General features: G+C 71.2%; 22 protein-coding genes. 16 read left to right on the top strand and 6 right to left on the bottom strand.

The annotated features are described in order from the left end of the window. Positions 1–113: 113 nt before the first annotated feature. Positions 114–293: a hypothetical protein gene (locus tag OG390_RS13560; protein ID WP_406167801.1), complete on the bottom strand. Its 180-nt coding sequence runs from the start codon at positions 291–293 to the stop codon at positions 114–116. 231 nt (positions 294–524) lie between these two features. On the opposite strand from OG390_RS13560, the gene OG390_RS13555 reads away from it, so the two are divergent. The 4 genes from OG390_RS13555 to OG390_RS13540 all read left to right on the top strand — a co-directional run bounded on the left by OG390_RS13555 (position 525) and on the right by OG390_RS13540 (position 4,737). Then, a complete protein-coding gene (locus OG390_RS13555) occupies positions 525–1,742 on the top strand; it encodes an NYN domain-containing protein (protein ID WP_406167799.1) in 1,218 nt (405 codons plus the stop codon). 149 nt (positions 1,743–1,891) lie between these two features. Next, positions 1,892–2,863, top strand: coding sequence for an ABC transporter ATP-binding protein (locus tag OG390_RS13550; RefSeq protein WP_406177647.1), 972 nt, complete (start codon positions 1,892–1,894; stop codon positions 2,861–2,863). A gap of 346 nt (positions 2,864–3,209) precedes the next feature. Continuing rightward, entirely contained in the window at positions 3,210–4,031 is an 822-nt protein-coding gene (locus OG390_RS13545; RefSeq protein ID WP_189187726.1) for an ABC transporter permease, read from the top strand. Between the two features lie 34 nt (positions 4,032–4,065). Next, entirely contained in the window at positions 4,066–4,737 is a 672-nt protein-coding gene (locus OG390_RS13540; RefSeq protein ID WP_406167797.1) for an AAA family ATPase, read from the top strand. Positions 4,738–5,056: 319 nt separating this feature from the next. Here OG390_RS13540 and ybaK read toward each other — a convergent pair whose 3' ends face one another. The 4 genes from ybaK to OG390_RS13520 all read right to left on the bottom strand — a co-directional run bounded on the left by ybaK (position 5,057) and on the right by OG390_RS13520 (position 9,132). Beyond that, a complete protein-coding gene (gene ybaK / locus OG390_RS13535) occupies positions 5,057–5,560 on the bottom strand; it encodes a Cys-tRNA(Pro) deacylase (protein WP_406167795.1) in 504 nt (167 codons plus the stop codon). Between the two features lie 14 nt (positions 5,561–5,574). Next, the gene (locus OG390_RS13530) at positions 5,575–6,312 is read right to left on the bottom strand and encodes an LON peptidase substrate-binding domain-containing protein (RefSeq protein WP_406167793.1); all 738 of its coding nucleotides are present in this window, start codon (positions 6,310–6,312) and stop codon (positions 5,575–5,577) included. Between the two features lie 11 nt (positions 6,313–6,323). Continuing rightward, a complete protein-coding gene (locus OG390_RS13525) occupies positions 6,324–7,355 on the bottom strand; it encodes a hypothetical protein (protein WP_406167791.1) in 1,032 nt (343 codons plus the stop codon). Positions 7,356–7,551: 196 nt separating this feature from the next. After that, entirely contained in the window at positions 7,552–9,132 is a 1,581-nt protein-coding gene (locus tag OG390_RS13520) for an oxidoreductase (RefSeq protein ID WP_406167790.1), read from the bottom strand. A 265-nt stretch (positions 9,133–9,397) separates the two neighbouring features. Here OG390_RS13520 and hisD point away from each other — a divergent pair, with 265 nt between their 5' ends. The 10 genes from hisD to OG390_RS13470 all read left to right on the top strand — a co-directional run bounded on the left by hisD (position 9,398) and on the right by OG390_RS13470 (position 17,410). Then, positions 9,398–10,738 (top strand): histidinol dehydrogenase, encoded by a 1,341-nt coding sequence (hisD, locus tag OG390_RS13515; RefSeq protein WP_406167788.1) that lies wholly within the window; start codon positions 9,398–9,400, stop codon positions 10,736–10,738. 6 nt (positions 10,739–10,744) lie between these two features. Beyond that, complete coding sequence (locus OG390_RS13510) at positions 10,745–11,851, top strand: histidinol-phosphate transaminase (protein ID WP_406167786.1); 1,107 nt, start codon at positions 10,745–10,747, stop codon at positions 11,849–11,851. Next, positions 11,848–12,441, top strand: a complete 594-nt coding sequence (gene hisB, locus OG390_RS13505; RefSeq protein WP_406167784.1) for an imidazoleglycerol-phosphate dehydratase HisB — start codon at positions 11,848–11,850, stop codon at positions 12,439–12,441. The genes OG390_RS13510 and hisB overlap by 4 nt, the downstream gene beginning before the upstream one ends. Before the next feature lie 121 nt (positions 12,442–12,562). Continuing rightward, positions 12,563–12,727 carry a hypothetical protein gene (locus tag OG390_RS13500; RefSeq protein ID WP_189187717.1) on the top strand — a complete coding sequence of 55 codons (165 nt, stop codon included), beginning with the start codon at positions 12,563–12,565 and terminating at the stop codon, positions 12,725–12,727. Next, a complete protein-coding gene (hisH, locus tag OG390_RS13495) occupies positions 12,718–13,365 on the top strand; it encodes an imidazole glycerol phosphate synthase subunit HisH (RefSeq protein ID WP_406167782.1) in 648 nt (215 codons plus the stop codon). The genes OG390_RS13500 and hisH overlap by 10 nt, the downstream gene beginning before the upstream one ends. Then, a complete protein-coding gene (gene priA, locus OG390_RS13490; RefSeq protein ID WP_406167780.1) occupies positions 13,365–14,093 on the top strand; it encodes a bifunctional 1-(5-phosphoribosyl)-5-((5-phosphoribosylamino)methylideneamino)imidazole-4-carboxamide isomerase/phosphoribosylanthranilate isomerase PriA in 729 nt (242 codons plus the stop codon). The genes hisH and priA overlap by 1 nt, the downstream gene beginning before the upstream one ends. Continuing rightward, the gene (locus OG390_RS13485) at positions 14,090–14,485 is read left to right on the top strand and encodes a RidA family protein (protein WP_406167778.1); all 396 of its coding nucleotides are present in this window, start codon (positions 14,090–14,092) and stop codon (positions 14,483–14,485) included. The genes priA and OG390_RS13485 overlap by 4 nt, the downstream gene beginning before the upstream one ends. Continuing rightward, positions 14,482–15,237 carry an imidazole glycerol phosphate synthase subunit HisF gene (hisF, locus tag OG390_RS13480; RefSeq protein WP_399078089.1) on the top strand — a complete coding sequence of 252 codons (756 nt, stop codon included), beginning with the start codon at positions 14,482–14,484 and terminating at the stop codon, positions 15,235–15,237. The genes OG390_RS13485 and hisF overlap by 4 nt, the downstream gene beginning before the upstream one ends. 131 nt (positions 15,238–15,368) lie before the next feature. Next, complete coding sequence (locus OG390_RS13475; protein ID WP_406167776.1) at positions 15,369–15,956, top strand: ArsR/SmtB family transcription factor; 588 nt, start codon at positions 15,369–15,371, stop codon at positions 15,954–15,956. Positions 15,957–15,982: 26 nt separating this feature from the next. Then, a complete protein-coding gene (locus tag OG390_RS13470) occupies positions 15,983–17,410 on the top strand; it encodes an MFS transporter (protein ID WP_406167774.1) in 1,428 nt (475 codons plus the stop codon). Positions 17,411–17,413: 3 nt separating this feature from the next. On the opposite strand, the gene OG390_RS13465 is transcribed toward OG390_RS13470, so the two are convergent. Next, positions 17,414–18,049, bottom strand: coding sequence for a TIGR03085 family metal-binding protein (locus tag OG390_RS13465; protein ID WP_406167772.1), 636 nt, complete (start codon positions 18,047–18,049; stop codon positions 17,414–17,416). Positions 18,050–18,204: 155 nt separating this feature from the next. Here OG390_RS13465 and hisI point away from each other — a divergent pair, with 155 nt between their 5' ends. Both hisI and OG390_RS13455 read left to right on the top strand, forming a co-directional pair. Continuing rightward, the gene (gene hisI / locus OG390_RS13460; RefSeq protein ID WP_406167770.1) at positions 18,205–18,603 is read left to right on the top strand and encodes a phosphoribosyl-AMP cyclohydrolase; all 399 of its coding nucleotides are present in this window, start codon (positions 18,205–18,207) and stop codon (positions 18,601–18,603) included. Positions 18,604–18,614: 11 nt separating this feature from the next. Further along, on the top strand, positions 18,615–20,093 hold the full coding sequence (locus tag OG390_RS13455; protein WP_406167768.1) for an anthranilate synthase component I: 1,479 nt from the start codon (positions 18,615–18,617) through the stop codon (positions 20,091–20,093). The last annotated feature ends 76 nt before the right edge of the window (positions 20,094–20,169 follow it).

Below are 20,169 nucleotides of genomic sequence, written 5' to 3'. Positions count from 1 at the left end.
TCCGAGGAGGAGCGGGCTTACACAGTCGCGGACCGACGTACGCGAGGGGCGCATCCGCCAACGGATGCGCCCCTCGGTGTGTCCCTGGGCTTCAACAGCCCGCGCTCCGGGCCTCAGTTGTGGCCGAAGCGCTTCTGCTGCTTACGGGCAACATCCGCGGGGCTGCCCTGAGCGTGCGTGATCGGCGACTGCTGAGGCTCCGCCGAGGAACGCTGCGCCTGCTCGTGGACCTGCTCGGCCTGCGAGGCGCGGTTCTGCTGGCTGCCCTGCTTGCGGTTCTTGTTCTTGGCCATGGTGATCTGCCTCCTGGGGGGGATCTAGGGGCCAGGGCCGCGACCAGATTCACATAGGCTGACAACCAACGCATTTCGGAGAATTACCGTGCGTAATAAGGCCTGTCGGGGAGTGTTCTCCCGATACGCCACGCCGAAGATCGAGTTCCGGCCGTTAACCTCCGCACGGTCGGGCAGACTCGAAGGAAGCCCGAAGCAAACCTCCCGGAAACCAGAAAGAGGGTGGACCGCGTGGACCGCTGCATCGTCCTGGTGGACGCCGGGTACCTGCTCGGGGCTGCCGCCAGCCTTCTCGCCGGGGAACCCTCTCGCTCCCGGATCACCGTCGACCACGCCGCCCTCATCCAGGGTCTGCGCGAGCGCGCCGAGTCCGACACGGAGCGGCCCCTGCTGCGGATCTACTGGTTCGACGGCGCCCCCGACCGCGTACCGCAGCCGGAGCACCGCAGGCTGCGCGTGATGTCCCGGGTGACGGTGCGCCTCGGCGCGCTGACCCGCAGTGACGGGCGGTGGGCGCAGAAGGGCGTCGACGCCGCCATGCATGCCGAGCTGACCGAGTTGGCGCGCAACCGCGCCTGCTCCGACGTGGTCCTGGTGACCGGCGACGGGGATCTGCTGCCGGGCATGATGGCCGCCAAGGAGCACGGGGTCGCCGTCCACCTGTGGGCGGTACAGGCCGCGGACGGCGACTACAACCAGTCCGAGGACCTGGTCGCCGAGGCCGACGAGCGCCGCGTGCTCGACCGGGCCTGGATCACCAAGGCCGTACGCGCCAAGGAACTCGGCGGGATCTGCGCGCCGCCGCCCGCGCCGCGCCCCGAGATCGCCGCCATCCTCTCCGCGCCGCTGCCCGAGTCGGCACTCACCACGGCGACCGAGCGTCCCGCGCAGGAGGTCGAGCACCACGCGGCGGCCGAGTCGCAGAACGGCACGGAGGAGCGCGTGCCCGCGCCCAAGGGCGTCCCCACGCCCAAGGATCTGGCCGCGCTGCGCGGCCCCGGCACCCAGCCCGCCCAACATCCCGCCAGCGCGACGCTGCGCTGGTCCTCCGACAAGGGCTGGATCGAGCGGCCCGGGGGCGCCACCGAGTCCGCGGAGGCCGCCGTGCTGCCCACGCTCGCCCAGCTCACCTCCGCCGAGCAGCGGTGGGCGGATCGCGAGGAGGACATCACCACCGTCGGCGGCGATCCGTACGAGGTGGGGCAGGTCTTCGCGCGCCGCTGGATGGAGCGCCTCACCGACCCGAGCCATCTGCAGAAGCTGTCCACGATGTACCCGCGGATTCCGCACCGGGTGGACGGCGAGCTGCTGCGCTACGCGGCCCGCTTCGGCCTGCTCGCGCACAAGGACGATCAGATCGACGAGCACGACCGGTACGCGATCCGGGCGGGCTTCTGGCGCGAGATCGACGTGCGCACGGCGGCGGAACACGCTCCCGCGGGGGAGTGAGCCGGACCCTGGGCCGAGAGTGAGCCGAAGCGCTCGCCGGGGCTGCGCCGAGGCCCCGGGCGCATAACGGGGCATCGGACCCCGTACTCTCGTCCTTCGTGAGTACGCGCACGGCACAGGCAGTCCGGAACGGACACAAGGGTGATGTCGTGTGCGCCGTGCGCGGTCTGACCAAGACCTATCCGGCGGTGCGCGGACGCCGGGGCACCCCGGCAACGCCCGAGGTGCGGGCCACCGACGGGGTGAGTCTGGACATCCGGCGCGGCGAGATCTTCGGGCTGCTCGGGCCGAACGGCGCGGGTAAGTCGACCCTGGTACGGCAGCTGACCGGGCTGATGCGTCCCGACAGCGGCAGCGTGGACATCCTCGGGCACGACATCGTGCGCCACCCGGAACGCGCGGCGCGGATCCTCGCCTACCTCGGCCAGGAGTCCACCGCCCTCGACGAACTGACCGTGTCGCTCGCCGCCGAGACGACCGGACGGCTGCGAGGCCTGGACCTGCGCGAGGCGCGGACCGAGCGGGACGCCGTACTCGACGAACTGGGCCTCGCGCCGCTCGCCTCCCGCGCCCTGAAGAAGCTCTCCGGCGGACAGCGGCGGCTCGCCTGCTTCGCCGCCGCGCTCGTGGGGGCGCGGCCGCTGCTCGTCCTCGACGAGCCGACCACCGGCATGGACCCCGTCGCCCGCCGCGCCGTGTGGTCCGCCGTCGACCGGCGCCGCGCGGAACACGGCACGACCGTCCTTCTCGTCACCCACAACGTCATCGAGGCCGAGACCGTCCTCGACCGGGTCGCCGTCCTCGACAAGGGCCGCGTCATCGCCTGCGACACCCCCGCCGGGCTGAAGGAGCAGGTCGCCGGCGAGGTGCGGGTCGAACTCGTCTGGCGCGAGAGCGCTCCGCTCGAGGTCCCCGAGGTCGCCGCGCTGCGCGAGCGCGCCGTCGAGTCGGGCCGCCGCTGGACCCTGCGGCTCGCCCCCGAGGAGGCCCGCGCAGCCGTCGCCACGGTCACCGGAGGCGCCGCCTTCGCCGCCCTCGACGACTTCACCCTGGCCACGCCGAGCCTGGAGGACGTGTACCTCGCGCTCGGGGGCAATACGCAGGGGCTGGTGAAAGCGTGAGCGCGAGGAACGCGGAATCCGTACGTGAAGCTGTACGGAAGCCGCTGGACGCCTTGGGCGTCGCGACCGGGGAGGCCGCCGTGGGTGTACGGGACTTGCGGGAGGCCGTGGGTGCGCGGGACGCGCGGGCGGCTGTGGGTGCAGGGAAGGTGCACCGGGGCGTGGGTGCGCGGGGCTTGCGGGAGGCTGTGGGCGTACGGAAGCTGCGGGGGGTCGTGGGGACGCGGAACCCTGGGGAGGCCGTAGGTGCGCGGAACCAGGGGGAGGCCGTGGGCGTGTGGAACCCGGCGAAGGCCGTGGGCGTTGGGAACAGGACGGCTGCCGTACTGAAGGGGAACAGCTCGACGTGAGTGTCGTACCCGCTGGAGTTCTGCCGGGCAGTGCGCTGCCCGTGGCCGAGGACGCCGGCGATGCAGCGGAGCTGGGGCCGCGCGCGCGGCTGTGGCCGTCGCTGGCCGCCGTGTACCGCGCGCAGCTCTCCCGGGCGCGCGTCGCGCGGATCCCGCTGCTGTTCGTGGCCACCTTCCAGTCCGTCGGGATCATGATCCTTATGCGGGGCGTGGTGGACGGCGGGGGCGAGGCGCGAGCCGTGGTGGCCGGGTCGTCGGTCCTGGTCGTGGCCTTCGTCGCCCTCAACCTCCTCGCCCAGTACTTCGGGCAGCTGCGCGCCAGCGGCGGCCTCGATCACTACGCGACGCTGCCCGTGCCGCCGGCCGCCGTCGTCCTCGGCGCCGCGGGCGCGTACGCGTCCTTCACCGTGCCCGGGACCGTCGCCACCGCCGTCTTCGGCTGTGTGCTCTTCGGTTTGCCGATGGCGCATCTGTGGGTGCTCGCCGCCGTGATTCCGCTCGCGGGCGCTGCTCTCGCCGGGCTCGGGGCCGCATTCGGGCTGCTCGCGCCACGGCCCGAACTGGCCACACTGCTCGGGCAGTTGGGGATGTCGGCGGCGCTGCTGCTGGGCGTGCTGCCGGCGGACCGGCTGCCCACGGTCGTGCAGTACGGGCGTGATCTGCTGCCCTCGACCTATGGGGTGGAGGCCTTCGCGCGGACTTTCGGGGCGCATCCCGACTGGGCCGCCGTCCTCGGTGACCTGGCGGTCTGCGCCGGTGTCGGGGTGGCCTCGCTGGCCCTTGCGACCTGGGCTTACCGTCGGGCAGCCGTCCGGTGACGCGGCTGACAGCCGGGCCTGGCACGATGGCAGTGTGACCGCTCCGTTGACTCCGCCGCCGCATGAACACTCCCCGCACAATGCCTGGCAGGCTTCGCCCGTTCCCGGACATGGGGCTCCGCCCGCTTATCCGGCCGCGTACGAAGTCTCGTACGGACAGGACGGCCCCGGGATGAAGACCGAAGTGCGAGAGGCCGCCGTGATCACCGTGGTGGTGGCGGTCGCCGGGGTGCTGCTCGGGGTGCTGTGGTGGTGGCTGGCGCCGCATGTGCCGCTGATCGCGGACGACAGTGCGGTGTATCTGAAGGACACCGAGGGTGAGCAGGCCATCGGGGTCGATGGAACCTTCACTTTGCTCGCGCTGGGGTTCGGTGCGGTGAGTGCGCTGGTCGTTTTCCTGGTGCGGCGGCGTGGGGGCGTGCCGTTGGTCGTCGCGCTCGCCGTCGGGGGGTTGCTCGGGTCGCTGCTGGCCTGGCGGGTCGGGGTCTGGCTCGGGCCCACGCAGAACGTGGTCGCGCATGCCAAGGCTGTGGGCAAGGGGGTCACGTTCTCCGCGCCGTTGAAGCTCGGGGCCAAGGGGGCGTTGCTCACGTGGTCCCTGGCCGCGCTGGTGGTCCACCTCGGGCTCACCGCCCTGTTCGGGCCGCGGGACCCCGATCCGTACCAGAGCCCGTACGGGGCGCCTCCCGCGCCTCCGGCTGGGTAGGCACCCCGATCCGTACCAGAGCCCGTACGGGGCGCCTCCCGCGCCTCCGGCTGGGTAGGCCCCCGGCGCCGGGGCGATCGCGGGTGTTTTTTCGACCCTCCGCACCCCTGCCCGTCCCGTACCCGGGGATCCGCCAGGGCCCCGTTCGCGCAGTTCTCCGCGCCCCTTTCAGGGGCGCGGAGCCCCCAGTTACGGGTGGTGGGTCACGCCGGACGGCTGCCGTGGTTGGAGCGGCCCTTCTTGGTGCGCCACTTGCGTTTCCGTGTTTTCTTCGACATGTCCCTTGTGCTTAACCGAGGACGGGACGGACGTCGAGGGGTCACGCACGGGCGACAGGCGCGCAGACCGCTTCCGTGAGGCTCGCCAGATCGACGGGGGCGAGTTCGACCTCCAGGCCGCGGCGGCCCGCCGAGACGCAGATCGTGGTGTGCGCGGAGGCCGAGGAGTCCAGCACGGTGGGGAGCTTCTTGCGCTGGCCCAGGGGAGAGATGCCGCCGCGGACATAGCCCGTCGTGCGTTCGGCCGCCGCCGGGTCCGCCATCGCCGCGCGCTTCCCGCCCACCGCCGTGGCCAGGGCCTTCAGGTCCAGGGAACCGGCCACCGGGACCACCGCGACGACGAGTGAGCCGTCCACGTCCGCCACCAGGGTCTTGAAGACCCGCTCCGGCGAGACGCCCATCGCCTCGGAGGCCTCCTCTCCATAGGAGGGGTGCGCCGGGTCGTGCTCGTACGCGTGGACCGTGTACGGGACTCCCGCCGCGGTCAGGGCCACCGTCGCCGGAGTTCCCCCGGACTGCTGCTGTTTCTTCGACTTCTTCGCCATCGAGGATTCCGGCCTCAGTTCAGACTCGTCGGACCGCGCGTCAGGTCCGACGCCGGCAACGACGGCAGATTACGGATGATCGCGGTCTCCGCGCGCAGGAGTTTCAGCTCCTCGCGCAGCCGCGTTGCCGTGTCCCGGGCCTGGAGCAGCCGCTGCTTCGCCGGAATGTCCAGCATCGCGGCAGCCGCGACGAGGTAGGAGACCACCGCCGGTTCGTCCGGCAGGTCCGCGCCGGTCGACAGCGAGCGCTCACGGGCGCCCGCGAGGCGCTTCTGATACTGGCGGAAGGCCCGCAGGACCCCCTCGGCGAGCGCCCCGGCCTCCTCGCCGGGGTCCTCGGGCAGCTCCTCCAGCTCGGCCGTGAGGAAGGCGCCGGACGCGTCCACCGACAGCAGCCGTACGCGTGTCGTGCCCGTTGCCAGTACCTCGAAGCTGCCGTCGGCGCGCTCCCGGATGGTCGCCGCGTCCGCGATGCAGCCCACCTCGTGGAAGGCCTTCGCCGGATCGTCGCCGAAGCCGGCCGCGGGCCCGCGTCGGGGCACGGCGGTCTGGTCCGGCATGCCGGGCGCGGTGGGCGCGACCTCGTGGCCGTCGCGGATGGCGACGACGGCGAACCGGCGTTCGTCCTCGGGGGTCTTGAGCAGATCGCGCATCATGGCGCGATAGCGCTCCTCGAAAACGTTCAGAGGAAGCACGAGCCCCGGGAACAGGACCGAGTTCAGGGGGAAGAGCGGGAGCCGGACGGTGGTCACGACGCGAAAGCCTAATGGTCGCCGGAGCGGGCGCGTCCGTCGTGCCCATTCCGTGGATGCAGGGGCATGCCGGAAGCGACCTCCAGACGGACACCGTCGCGCAGCTCCAGGAACTGGCCGAGCGGGTCGTCCGACACCCGGTCCCAGGGGAACGAGGTGGCGTACGGACCGATCAGGCGGAGCTGCTCCAGGGCGTCCGTCCAGCGCTCCAGCCGGATCAGCACATAGGTGAGGAGGTTGCGGACCTCCGCGGGCCAGGCATCGGCGGCGCCGTACGTCGCGGAGACCGCGATCGCGAGGTCGGCTGCCGCGTCGAGGCGCTCGCGCGGCACCGCCGCACCGCCGCCCTCGGTCAGATACGCGAAGGCCGCGCGCACCGGCAGCGCCTGCACCAGGGAGCCCGGCAGCGCGTCCTGCGCCGCCCGCTCGGCGAAGTCGAAGCACTCGCGGTGCGAACCGTACCAGGCGGCCGACAGGTACTGCAGGGCGGCCACATGGCAGCCGTAGTGATGCGGGGAGCGCCGTACGGCCTCGCCCCACAGCTTCTCGAACTCGGTGTGCCCGGCATGTGTGCCGCGGGCGTGGTCGAGCGCGATCCGCCAGGGGACGGGATCGCGCGGATCGCCCTCGGCGGCGGCGAGCACCAGCGGGCCGACCTGGCGCAGCAGCTCGACGCGGGCGGGCGACTCCCAGCCGCGGCGCACCGCGAGCTCGGCCTTGACGAGCAGCGCGTCCGGGTCGTGCGCCGAGGCTTCCTGCCAGTCCCGGAGCCACTGGTCACGGAAGCGCGCGAACGTCGCGAGGCGCATCGTGTACCGGTCGCGGTTCTCCCACTCGGCGGCCTCTCGCGTGGTGGCGAGCAGCTTGGCGGCGGGGCCGTGCTCACTGCGGCCCGCCGCGACGAGCGCGGGACCGAGTCGCTCGTCCGGGGCGTCGAGCAGTACCTCGTCGTCGGCGGGTAGTCCGTCGGCGAGGCGCGAAGTGTTCCTGACCATCCGTGCCGTACGGATGAACGCGCGCAGCAGAACCATGGTGGAGACCATTGAAAGCCGCAGGTCGGAGGTGTGCCAGAGGCGTACGGTGACGCTTTCGTAACCGTCGATTGGTTGTATGCCGGGCGGTCAAGGGCGAGTAAAAGGTGACTGTTGTTCACCTGTTCGATATCTGTGCGGAAAGCTGCCGCGTCAGCCGCGATCCGGCCATCGCTTCGGCTGCCTTCTGTGCGGGGAACCGCTCGCGTCAGCCGCGCCGCAGCAGCCGCGTCGCCCCCGCCGCCACCGTCGTCGCCAGGATCCAGCCAAGGAGGATCACCACCGCGGCCAGCCATTGCCAGCCGCCGCTCAGCTGCCAGAAGCCGACCTGGCCGAGGTCGATGACCGGTAACAGCAGGTCCAGGGCGAACAGCGAGGCGTTCCACGGCGGATGCCCGTCACCGTTGATCGGTGGATGGCCGGCGTGCGAGAAAGCGATCGATGTCGCCGCCCACAGCACCGCCATCCACAGCGCGGCCCGCCCGGGCCGGTATCCGTAGGCGACCGTCCAGTCCTGCGCGTACCCCCAGAGCTTGGCGGCGAGCGGCAGGGTCTCGCGGCGGCGGCGCTGCTTGGCGAGCAGCACCTCTCGCGCGTCCTCGTCCTCTCCGCAGTTGCGCAGCACGGTGGCGAGGCGCTCGTACGGCTCCGGGTTGTACTCGGCGGTCGCCGCCGCCACCCACTCCAGCCGCCGGGTCAGCGGGAACGCGCCCTGCGGTACGAGGCTCTCGTACACGAAGCCGCCCATGTGGAGGCTGCCGGGCGCCGGCCAACTGGACGCGCTGTCCACCAGATTGGCGACCCGCGCGCCCGACAGGACCACCTTGCCGCGCTCGGGTCTCTCCCCGAGGAAGCGCAGCTCGGGCGTCTGGACCCGGCGCAGCGACAGCTCCTGGTCGTCGTCGAAGACGAATCGGGCCCGCTCGAAGTCGACCGCGTCCCCGAAGCGCCCGTCGTCGAGGCGGATCCCGCCCTGGCACTCGAACCGCTGCACCAGCGTGCCGCGCGCCGGGGTCGTGCCGCTGGTCAGCAGCGGATTGCCGACACCCGCGGGGGTCATGTAGAGCGTGCGGTTGACGGTGAGCTGGGGGGCGTTCAGGGCGAGCCGTGTGTACGGGTTGTTCAGCTTGCTGCCGCGCAGGCTCAGCGAGACGCCGACGGTGGCGCCGCGCAGACTCAGCTCGCCGTGCGACTCCAGCATCTCGGCCTGGAGGTCCTGCCCCACGGTCATGCCGTCGCAGGTGAGCGAGCGCCCACGCCGGTCCCGGTAGACCACGGCCTGGTTGAGCAGCAGATCCGTGCCGATGTGCGCGTCGGTCAGCCGGACGCCGTTGTGGAACCGGCAGCGCGGCAGATGCAGATCGCCCTCGGTGTGCACCCGTGCCGCCTCCAGGCGCGGCACCGAGCAGTCGACCAGGCGCACGGTCTGGAACCGCGCCTCCGGCAGCAGGATCTCCTTCTCGAACCGGCACCCCTTCATCTCGACGTAGGGCACCACGGTGCCGCCCGCGAGGTCGAGGACGTCGGTGATCTGCACGCCGGTCAGCTTCAGGGAGGAGACCCGGCCCTGGAGGGCGGGCGGGCCGTCGAGCAGCAGCCACGCCACGATCCGTGCCCGGACGCTGCGCCCGGGGCCCCAGGGATGGCCTCCGTGCGGATCGTCGACGGTCATGTTCCCGCTGCGCAGGTCGTACACGCTGCCGTTGCGGAAGGCCTGCCACATCCCGGCTTCGGCGGCGGTCAGTTCGTCCGGCAGGTCCCCACTGCGGATGCCGGCACCCTCGGTCACGGCACTTACCTTCCTCCCCAGCTACTCGCGGGTTTCGTACAACCGTCCAATGCCCGCTCAGTGACGGCCCGAACGCTACTGGTGAAGGGGATCTTCCGCGGAACCGAAGGTGGCCGGTATCAGCCACTCACCAGCCGGATCACGGCGGTTCACGGTGTCGGGTCAGCCGCGGTTCCCGGCGTCGGGTCAGGCACGGTTCCCGGCGTTGTATCAGCCATTGATACGGCCGTCCGGCGTCTTATCGCCGTCTGAGAGAATTGGGACCGTGATCTCCCGAATCGATCTGCGCGGCGACGCCCTCCCCGAGGGCTCCGCCCTGCGCGACCTGCTGCCCCGAGCCGACTTCGACGTATCGGCCGCCCTGGAGAAGGTGCGTCCGATCTGCGAGGCCGTGCATCATCGGGGCGACGCGGCGCTGATCGACTACGCGGAGAAATTCGACGGCGTACTGCTCGAATCCGTACGGGTTCCGGCCCAGGCCCTCGCCGACGCCCTGGAGCGGCTCGACCCGGCCGTGCGCGCGGCCCTGGAGGAGTCCATCCGCCGTGCCCGTTTGGTCCACCGCGAGCAGCGCCGTACGGCGCACACCACCCAGGTGGTGCCGGGCGGCTCGGTCACCGAGAAGTGGGTGCCGGTCGAGCGCGTCGGTCTGTACGCGCCGGGCGGACGCTCCGTCTACCCCTCCTCCGTGATCATGAACGCGGTCCCGGCGCAGGAAGCCGGTGTCGCGTCCATGGCCCTCGCCTCCCCGCCGCAGAAGGAATTCGGCGGGCTCCCGCACCCGACGATCCTCGCCGCCTGCGCGCTCCTCGGCATCGACGAGGTGTACGCCGTCGGAGGCGCCCAGGCCGTCGCGATGTTCGCGCACGGCACCGAGTCCTGCGCCCCGGCCAACATGGTCACGGGCCCGGGCAACATCTGGGTCGCCGCCGCCAAGCGGTACTTCACCGGCAGGATCGGCATCGACGCGGAGGCCGGTCCCACCGAGATCGCGATCCTCGCGGACGAGACCGCCGACCCGGTGCACGTGGCCTCCGACCTGATCAGCCAGGCCGAGCACGACCCGCTGGCCGCCGCCGTCCTCGTCACGGACTCCCTCCCGCTCGCGGAAGCCGTCGAGAAGGAGCTGGAACCGCAGGTCGCGGCCACCAAGCACATCGAGGACCGGATCGTCCCGGCGTTGAACGGCAGGCAGTCCGCGATCGTGCTGGTCGACGGCGTGGACGAGGGCCTGCGGGTCGTCGACGCGTACGGCGCCGAGCACCTGGAGATCCAGACGGCGGACGCGGCGACCGTCGCGGACCGGGTGAAGAACGCGGGCGCGATCTTCATCGGTCCCTGGGCGCCGGTCTCGCTCGGCGACTACGCGGCCGGCTCCAACCACGTCCTGCCCACCGGCGGCTGCGCCTGCCACTCCTCGGGCCTGTCCGTCCAGTCCTTCCTGCGCGGCATCCACATCGTCGACTACACGAAGGACGCGCTGGCGGACGTGGCGCATCACGTGGTGACGCTGGCGGAGGCGGAGGACCTGCCCGCGCACGGCGCGGCGATCAAGGCTCGTTTTGGCGGAGCCGAACAATGGGCTCAGCGGTTGGAAGGTTCCTGAAGGCAAGTGACTGGCATCGACGATCTCCCCGTACGGGACGAGCTGCGCGGCAAGTCCCCCTATGGCGCGCCCCAACTCGACGTCCCCGTACGGCTGAACACCAACGAGAACCCGTACCCGCTGCCCGAACCGCTCGTCGAACGGATCGCCGAGCGGGTGCGCGAGGCCGCCCGTGACCTCAACCGCTACCCGGACCGGGACGCGGTCGAACTGCGCACGAAGCTCGCCGAGTACCTGACGAAGACCGGCAGGCACCGGGTCGGCCTGGAGAACGTCTGGGCGGCCAACGGCTCCAACGAGGTCATCCAGCAGCTGCTGCAGACCTTCGGCGGACCCGGCCGTACGGCGATCGGCTTCGAGCCCTCGTACTCGATGCACGCGCTCATCGCACGCGGCACGGGCACCGGGTGGATCGCGGGTCCCCGCAACGAGGACTTCACGCTCGACGTCGCGGCCGCCGCACAGGCCGTCGCCGAGCACCGGCCGGACGTCGTCTTCATCACCACCCCCAACAACCCCACGGGCAACGCGGTCCCGCCCGAGGTGGTCCTCGCGCTGTACGAGGCCGCGCAGGCGGCGAAGCCGTCGATGGTGATCGTGGACGAGGCGTACATCGAGTTCAGCCACAGCGCCTCGTTGCTGCCGCTGATCGAGGGTCGGCCGAATCTCGTCGTCTCGCGGACGATGTCGAAGGCCTTCGGCGCGGCGGGGCTCCGCCTCGGCTATCTCGCCGCGCACCCGGCGGTCGTGGATGCCGTCCAGCTCGTACGGCTGCCGTACCACCTGTCGGCCGTCGCGCAGGCCACGGCGCTGGCCGCCCTGGAGCACACCGACACGCTGCTGGGGTACGTCGAGCAGCTGAAGACCGAGCGGGACCGGCTGGTCGCCGAACTGCGTGCGATCGGGTACGAGGTGACCGAATCCGACGCGAACTTCGTGCAGTTCGGGCGATTCGAAGACTCCCACACCGCCTGGCAGAAGATCCTCGACCAGGGCGTTTTGGTCCGGGACAACGGCGTACCGGGGTGGCTGCGGGTCTCCGCCGGAACCCCCGCGGAAAACGACGCGTTCCTCGACGCGGTACGTGAACTGAAGAAGGAGCAGAGCGCATGAACCGCGTAGGACGTGTCCAGAGAACGACGAAGGAGACGTCGGTCCTCGTCGAGATCGATCTCGACGGGTCCGGGAAGGTCGATGTGTCGACGGGCGTCGGCTTCTACGACCACATGCTCGACCAGCTCGGCCGGCACGGTTTGTTCGACCTGACCGTGAAGACCGAGGGCGACCTGCACATCGACTCGCACCACACCATCGAGGACACCGCCCTCGCGCTGGGCGCCGCCTTCAAGCAGGCGCTCGGCGACAAGGTGGGGATCTATCGATTCGGCAACTGCACGGTCCCGCTGGACGAGTCGCTCGCCCAGGTGACCGTCGACCTCTCGGGCCGCCCGTACCTGGTGCACACCGAGCCCGAGAACATGGCGCCGATGATCGGCGAGTACGACACCACGATGACCCGGCACATCCTGGAGTCCTTCGTCGCCCAGGCTCAGATCGCGCTGCACGTGCACGTGCCCTACGGGCGCAACGCGCACCACATCGTGGAGTGCCAGTTCAAGGCGCTGGCCCGAGCGCTGCGCTACGCCTCCGAGCGCGACCCGCGCGCCGCCGGAATCCTCCCCTCCACGAAGGGCGCGCTGTGAGCGACGCACGCGCGGCCGCCGGGCCGCAGACGACTGGGAGTACCTCCCAGGCCCTTAAGGCACTGGGGGAGATGCCCGTCCCGCCGCGCCGCGCGGGCGGAGAAGCGAACGGAAAGACACTGTGACCGGCCTGTCGAGCATCCTGATCGTCGTAGGACTCTTCCTCCTCGGCGGCATCTACTCCTTCGTCAAGCAGCAGATGCCCAAGAGCCTCATCGTGCTGCTCTCCATCGGCGCCGCGATGTGTCTGGTCGCGGGCGTCATGAGGCTGGAGGTGTGGAATTGAGCGCACCCAAAAAGGTCGTCGTCTTCGACTACGGCTTCGGTAACGTCCGCTCCGCCGAGCGCGCCCTCGCGCGCGCGGGCGCCGACGTGGAGATAACGCGCGACTTCGACACGGCCATGAACGCGGACGGCCTGCTGGTGCCCGGCGTCGGCGCCTTCGCCGCCTGCATGAAGGGCCTGAAGGACGCCCGCGGCGACTGGATCATCGGCCGCCGCCTGTCCGGTGGCCGCCCGGTCATGGGCATCTGCGTCGGCATGCAGATTCTCTTCGCGCGCGGAATCGAGCACGGCGTGGAGACCGAGGGACTCGACGAGTGGCCCGGCACGGTCGCACCGCTGCAGGCCGACATCGTGCCCCACATGGGCTGGAACACGGTCGAGGCGCCGGCGGGGTCCCAGCTCTTCGCGGGGCTCGACGCCGACGCGCGCTTCTACTTCGTCCACTCCTACGCCGTCCACGACTGGTCCCTCGAAGTCGCGAACCCGGCGATGCGCACCCCCCTGGTCACCTGGTCGACGCACGGCAAGCCCTTCGTGGCAGCCGTCGAGAACGGCGCCCTGTGGGCCACGCAGTTCCACCCCGAGAAGTCCGGCGACGCCGGAGCGCAGCTGCTGAACAACTGGATCGGAACCCTCTGATGGCTTCGAAGCTCGAACTCCTCCCCGCCGTCGACGTCCGCGACGGCCAGGCCGTCCGCCTCGTCCACGGTGAGTCCGGGACCGAGACGTCCTACGGCTCTCCTCTTGAGGCCGCCCTCGCCTGGCAGAGCGCGGGCGCAGAGTGGCTGCACCTGGTCGACCTGGACGCCGCGTTCGGCACCGGTGACAACCGCGCGCTGATCGCCGAGGTCGCCGAGGCGATGGACATCAAGGTGGAGCTGTCCGGGGGCATCCGCGACGACGACACGCTCGCCGCCGCGCTCGCCACCGGCTGCACCCGCGTGAACCTCGGCACCGCCGCCCTGGAGACCCCCGAGTGGGTCGCCAAGGTCATCGCCGAGCACGGCGACAAGATCGCGGTCGGCCTCGACGTACGCGGCACGACCCTGCGCGGCCGCGGCTGGACCCGCGACGGCGGCGACCTCTACGAGACGCTGGAGCGCCTCAACAAGGAGGGCTGCGCGCGGTACGTGGTGACCGACATCGCCAAGGACGGCACGCTCCAGGGCCCGAACCTGGAGCTGCTGAAGAACGTGTGCGCGGCGACGGACCGCCCGGTGGTGGCGTCGGGCGGGGTGTCCTCGCTGGACGACCTGCGCGCCATTGCCGAGCTGGTGCCCCTCGGTGTCGAGGGCTCGATCGTCGGAAAGGCCCTGTACGCCAAGGCGTTCACGCTGGAAGAGGCCCTGGAGGCGGTAGCCCGGTGAGCGACGTGCGACGCGTCCGGACCGGCGTGCCCTGGGAGGATGCCTTCGGCTACTCCCGCGCGGTGGAGCTGCCGAACGGCCTGGTGCTGGTCTCCGGCTGCACCTCCGTGATAGACGGAGCGATCGTCGCGGGGGACCCGCACGAGCAGGCGGTCAACTCGTTCAACGTCGCGCTCCAGGCGCTGGAGCAGCTCGGCCTCGGCCGCGACGATGTCGTCCGTACGCGCATGTACATCACCCATGCCCGGGACGTGGAGGAGGTCGGGCGCGCTCACAAGGAGCTGTTCGACGCCGTCCGTCCCGCCGCATCCATGATCATCGTCTCCGGCCTCGTGGACCCGCGTCTGGTCGTCGAGGTCGAGGTGGAGGCGTTCCGAGGAGCGCAGTCATGACCCTTGCCGTACGAGTCATCCCCTGCCTGGACGTGGACAACGGCCGGGTCGTCAAGGGCGTGAACTTCCAGAACCTGCGGGACGCGGGTGACCCCGTCGAGATGGCCAAGGTGTACGACGCCGAGGGTGCCGACGAGCTGACGTTCCTGGACATCACGGCGTCCTCCGGCAACCGCGAGACCACGTACGACGTGGTGCGCCGTACGGCCGAGCAGGTCTTCATCCCGCTGACCGTGGGCGGCGGTGTGCGCACCGCCGAGGACGTGGACAGGCTGTTGCGGGCGGGCGCCGACAAGGTCGGGGTCAACACCGCCGCGATCGCCCGGCCGGATCTCATCCGTGAGATCGCCGAGCGGTTCGGGCGGCAGGTGCTGGTGCTGTCGGTGGATGCCCGGCGTACCGAGGGCGGTTCCTTCGAGGTCACCACCCACGGCGGGCGCAAGGGCACCGGTATCGACGCCGTCGAGTGGGCGCACCGGGCCGCGGAGCTGGGTGCGGGGGAGATCCTGCTCAACTCGATGGACGCAGACGGCACGAAGGACGGGTACGACATCGAGATGATCGAGGCCGTACGCAAGCACGTGACCGTGCCACTGATCGCCAGTGGCGGCGCGGGGCGGCTCGCCGACTTCCCGCCGGCCATCGCCGCGGGCGCCGACGCGGTGCTCGCCGCCTCGGTCTTCCACTTCGGGGATCTACGGATCGGTCAGGTGAAGGAGACGTTGCGGGGAGCGGGGCATCCCGTTCGCTGACGTCCGTCTTTTTCAAGGGGTGTCGCTGAGCCCCGGTCACTGAGTGGCCGGGGCTTCGCTCTGGGCGGATGTGAAAGGAAAGTTGCGCAATTTTTCTTGCGCAATTTTCCTTTCACATCTAGCGTGAGGCCATGGCAAGCAAGGAGAACCGCCGGATCACCGACATGGGCACGCTCAAGGCGATCGCCCATCCGCTGCGGATGCAGCTGTTCCGTGCCCTGTTCGTCGCGGGCTCGGCCACCGCCTCGCAGCTGGCCGAGCAGGTCGACGAGGCCCCCTCGCTGGTCAGCTACCACCTGCGCAAGCTCGCCGAGCACGGGCTCATCGAGGAGGCCGAACCACGGAGCGGGGACGGTCGCGAGCGCTGGTGGCAGCCCGCGTCGGACGGTGTGACCGTCCGCGACGAGGACTTCCGGGGCGCGCCCGAGAAGGCGGCCGCACACACCGCGTTCTCCCGGCTTCTCGTCGACCAGCGTGCCGACCTCTACCGGCGCTTCCTGGACGAGCGCCACGCCTGGGGCCCCGAGTGGAGCACCGCCGCCTCCGACTCCGAGTCGACACTGCGGCTGACGGCGGCAGAACTGGCCGCGCTCAACGAGGAGTTGCTAGCCGTCGTCAGGAAGTACGACGCGAAGGGCCGTGAGGACGAAGCGGCCGGTGACACCGAAGGGCGCGAGAACGTCGCGCTGCACCTGTACGGCTTCCCGTTCCGCGTCTGACTCGGCGTCCGAGAGGACCTGGCTCCTTGACCACGACTGTCATACCCCCGGCCCCGGCCACCACCGGCAGACCCGCCCACCGCGACGGCAACGTCCTGCGCTGGCTCGGCGCCTACGCCTCGTCGATGATCGGCGACAACATCTGCTACCTCGCCCTCTCCTGGGCGGCCGTGCAGTCCGGAACGCCCGCGCAGGCAGGGCTCGTGATGACCGTGAGCGCGGTTCCCCGGGCCCTGTTGATGCTCGGCGGAGGTGTGGTCGCCGACCGGTTCGGGCCGCGGAAAGTCGTCATCGGCAGTGACACCGTGCGCTGCGTCGCCGTGCTCGCCCTGGCCGCGCTGCTGTTCGCGACCAGCCCGAGTCTGTGGCTGCTGGCCCTGCTCGCCGTCGTCTTCGGCACCGTCGACGCCGTCTTCATGCCCGCCGTGGGTGCCCTGCCGGCCCGCATCACGAGCCGGGACCAACTCGCCCGCGTCCAGGGCATGCGGGGCCTCGCGATCCGCTGCGCCAATGTGATCGGCGCACCGCTCGGCGGTCTCGGTGTGGCGCTCGGGGGAGCGGCGGCGGCCTTCGGGCTCGCGGGGATGCTGATCGCCGTGTCGGTGCCGCTGCTGATCTCCGTACGGATGCGGGAGCTGCCGGGGGGCGACGTGGACGGGGCAGTCGGGGCAAGTGCCCCGTCGGACACGGGGCACGCGCGGGTGGCTGCCGACACGGGGCACGCGCGGGTGGCTGCCGACAGGGGGCATGCGCGGGTGGCTGTCGGCACGGGGCACGCACGCGTGGTCGGCGGCGAGGACAGTGAGGACGTTGAGGGTGCCGCACAGGGGCAGCCCGCACGGGCCACCGCCTGGCGGGACCTCCGCGAGGGGCTGCGCTACATCCGGCGCCACCGCGTCCTCGCCCCGCTCATCGCCGCCATCGCACTCGGCGACCTCGGATTCGTCGGGCCGCTGAACGTGGGCCTGACCCTCCTGGCCGACCAGCGCGGCTGGGGCGCGTCCGGAATGGGCTGGGTGCTCGCCGGATTCGGCACCGGCGCGGGGGCCGCCGCACTGCTGCTGGCCGTCCGGGGACGGCTGCCGCACGCGGGACGTCTGGCCGCGGTGGCCATCCTGACGGGCTCGGTCGCGATCGGTGCGCTCGCCTTCGTACCGAATGTCGCGGCGGCCATCGGGGTCGCCCTGCTCGTCGGGCTGCTCGCAGGGCTCAGCGGCGCTCTGTGCGGCGCGCTGCTGCAGACCCAGGCGGACCCCGCCTACCTGGGCCGGGTCAGCGCCGTCTCCGGCATCGTCAGCCTGGGTCTCGCCCCGCTCAGCATGCCGCTGACAGCCGCCGCGATCGGCTGGTGGGGCACCGGCCCCGTCTTCGTCACCAGCGCCGGGGTCTGCGGCCTCGGCGGGGTCCTCGCCCTGTGCGTCGGACCCCTGCGCCGGGCCGAACTCCCCGCGTAGCGGTCAGAGCCCCAGCTGCTTCGTCTCGTGCAGCTTCGCGATCGCATCCTTGTCGCCGTCCAGCTCAACGTCGGCCACCTTCTGACGTCCGTATGCGAACAGCAGCAGCTCCGAGGGCTCGCCGGTCGCCGTCACGACCGGCGTGCCCTTGTGCGCCACCACCGTCTGGCCGTTCGGGCGGCGCAGCACAAGACCGGTCGGGGCGCCGCGGCCGGTCAGCCGGGCCGTGCGCTCCAGCCGGGACCACAGGGCCTCCTGGAAGACCGGGTCCAGCTCCCGCGGCGTCCAGTCGGGCTGTGCGCGCCGTACGTCCTCGGTGTGGACGTAGAACTCGATCGTGTTCGACGCCTCGTCGATCTGCTTCAGCGCGAAGGGCGAGAAGCGCGGCGGGCCCGTACGGATCAGCTGGATCAGCTCCTCGTACGGCTTCTCCGCGAACTCCGCCATCACCCGCTCCAGGCGCGGCACGAGCTGCTTGATCAGGATCCCGCCGGCGGCGTCGGCGCGGCGCTCGCGGACCACCACGTGCGCGGCGAGATCCCGGGTGTTCCAGCCCTCGCACAGGGTCGGGGCATCCGGTCCCACGGCTTCCAACAGATCGGCCAGGAGGAGTCGTTCACGCTTGGCATGGGTCGACATGAGAATCAGCCTACGACCGACTCACCGGTCCGCCCAGTGGAGGACGGCGCGGACCCGCCGGTCGAGGGTGGCGAGGTCCGGCCTGTGGACAACGGTGAGGTCCGGCCTGTGGACAACCGCGGGGCACGTCCGTGCGGCGCGGCACAATGGCACCCATGACCAGCACGCCTCCGCCCAGCAGCCTGGACCCCGAGATCGCCGCGCGCCTCAAGCGCAGTGCCGACGGGCTCGTCCCCGCCATCGCCCAGCAGTACGACACCGGTGAGGTGCTGATGCTCGGCTGGATGGACGACGAGGCACTGCATCGCACGCTCACCACGGGCCGCTGCACCTACTGGTCGCGCAGCCGACGGGAGTACTGGGTCAAGGGCGACACATCCGGTCACTTCCAGCACGTGAAGTCCGTGGCCCTGGACTGCGACGCCGACACGGTCCTGGTGAAGGTCGACCAGGTGGGCGCCGCCTGCCACACCGGCGCGCGTACGTGCTTCGACGCCGATGTCCTGACCGTGCGAGAAGACGCCGTGTCCGACGTACAGCCCCTGGATCAGTAAGGTCAGCCGCCATGGACCTCGAGACGTTCCGCAAGCTGGCCACCGACCGGCGCGTGATCCCCGTCAGCCGCAAGCTCCTCGCGGACGGCGACACGCCGGTCGCGCTCTACCGCAAGCTCGCCGCCGAGCGCCCCGGCACCTTCCTCCTGGAATCCGCGGAGAACGGCCGCTCCTGGTCCCGCTACTCCTTCGTGGGCGTCCGCAGCCACGCCACCCTCACAGAGCGCGACGGGCAGGCCCACTGGCTCGGTACGCCACCCGTGGGCGTCCCCGTCGACGGCGATCCGCTCGCCGCCCTGCGCGCCACCATCGAGGCGCTGCACACCCCGCACGGCGAGGGCCTGCCCCCGTTCACCGGCGGCATGGTCGGCTATCTGGGCTACGACATCGTGCGCCGCCTGGAGAAGATCGGCCCCGGCGAGCGGGACGACCTGAACCTCCCCGAGCTGACCATGCTGCTGACCAGCGACCTCGCGGTCATGGACCATTGGGACGGCTCGGTCCAGCTGATCGCCAACGCGATCAACCACAACGACCTCGACACGGGCGTCGACGAGGCCTACGCGGACGCCGTCGCCCGCCTCGACGCCATGGAGGCCGACCTCTCCCGCGCGGTCTCGCAGCCGCCGGCCGCGCTGCCGCCCTCCGAGCTCCCCGAGTACACCGCGCTCTGGGGCGGCCCCGACTTCCAGGTGGTCGTCGAGGACATCAAGGAGCGCATCCGGGCGGGCGAGGCCTTCCAGGTAGTCCCCTCCCAGCGCTTCGAAACCCCGTGCACCGCAAGCGCCTTGGACGTGTATCGCGTGCTGAGGGCGACCAATCCCTCCCCGTACATGTACCTCTTCCGCTTCGATGGCTTCGACGTCGTCGGCTCCTCCCCGGAGGCCCTGGTCAAGGTCGAGGACGGGCAGGCGATGGTGCACCCCATCGCGGGCACCAGGCCGCGCGGCGCCACCGTCCAGGAGGACCAGGCCCTCGCCGACGAACTGATCGCCGACCCCAAGGAGCGCGCCGAGCACCTGATGCTCGTCGACCTGGGACGCAACGACCTCGGCCGGGTCTGCGAACCCGGCACCGTGGAGGTCGTCGACTTCATGTCCATCGAGCGGTACTCGCACGTGATGCACATCGTGTCGACCGTGACCGGGCGGGTCGCGGCGGGCCGTACGGCCTTCGACGTGCTGACTGCCTGCTTCCCCGCGGGCACCCTCTCCGGCGCCCCCAAGCCGCGCGCGATGCAGATCATCGACGAACTGGAGCCGTCCAGGCGCGGGTTGTACGGCGGCTGCGTGGGTTACCTGGATTTCGCGGGCGACTCCGACACCGCCATCGCCATCCGTACCGCCCTGCTGCGGGACGGCACCGCGTACGTGCAGGCGGGCGCCGGGATCGTCGCCGACTCCGACCCCGTCGCGGAGGACAACGAGTGCCGCAACAAGGCGGCGGCGGTGCTGCGCGCGGTGCACACGGCGAACCGACTCGGGCAGTAGACGGCCAATTGCCTTCGGTACTGGGACGAGGCTCACGTGAACCCCGGGTGACGGTTCGCCCGGGGTTCAGGCGATA

Source organism: Streptomyces sp. NBC_00996 (assembly GCF_045162675.1).
GTDB lineage: Bacteria > Actinomycetota > Actinomycetes > Streptomycetales > Streptomycetaceae > Streptomyces.
Note: the sequence above shows the minus strand (reverse complement) of the source record. Positions and strands in the feature narration are given on the sequence as shown.

Bases quoted from the DNA above. Each gene is read 5' to 3' on its own strand.
- OG390_RS13560 (WP_406167801.1), bottom strand. From the start codon at position 293: ATGGCCAAGAACAAGAACCGCAAGCAGGGCAGCCAGCAGAACCGCGCC.
- ybaK (WP_406167795.1), bottom strand. From the start codon at position 5,560: ATGGCGAAGAAGTCGAAGAAACAGCAGCAGTCCGGGGGAACTCCGGCG.
- OG390_RS13525 (WP_406167791.1), bottom strand. From the start codon at position 7,355: ATGGTCTCCACCATGGTTCTGCTGCGCGCGTTCATCCGTACGGCACGG.
- hisB (WP_406167784.1), top strand. From the start codon at position 11,848: ATGAACCGCGTAGGACGTGTCCAGAGAACGACGAAGGAGACGTCGGTC.
- priA (WP_406167780.1), top strand. From the start codon at position 13,365: ATGGCTTCGAAGCTCGAACTCCTCCCCGCCGTCGACGTCCGCGACGGC.
- hisF (WP_399078089.1), top strand. From the start codon at position 14,482: ATGACCCTTGCCGTACGAGTCATCCCCTGCCTGGACGTGGACAACGGC.
- OG390_RS13475 (WP_406167776.1), top strand. From the start codon at position 15,369: ATGGCAAGCAAGGAGAACCGCCGGATCACCGACATGGGCACGCTCAAG.
- OG390_RS13465 (WP_406167772.1), bottom strand. From the start codon at position 18,049: ATGTCGACCCATGCCAAGCGTGAACGACTCCTCCTGGCCGATCTGTTG.
- hisI (WP_406167770.1), top strand. From the start codon at position 18,205: ATGACCAGCACGCCTCCGCCCAGCAGCCTGGACCCCGAGATCGCCGCG.
- OG390_RS13455 (WP_406167768.1), top strand. From the start codon at position 18,615: ATGGACCTCGAGACGTTCCGCAAGCTGGCCACCGACCGGCGCGTGATC.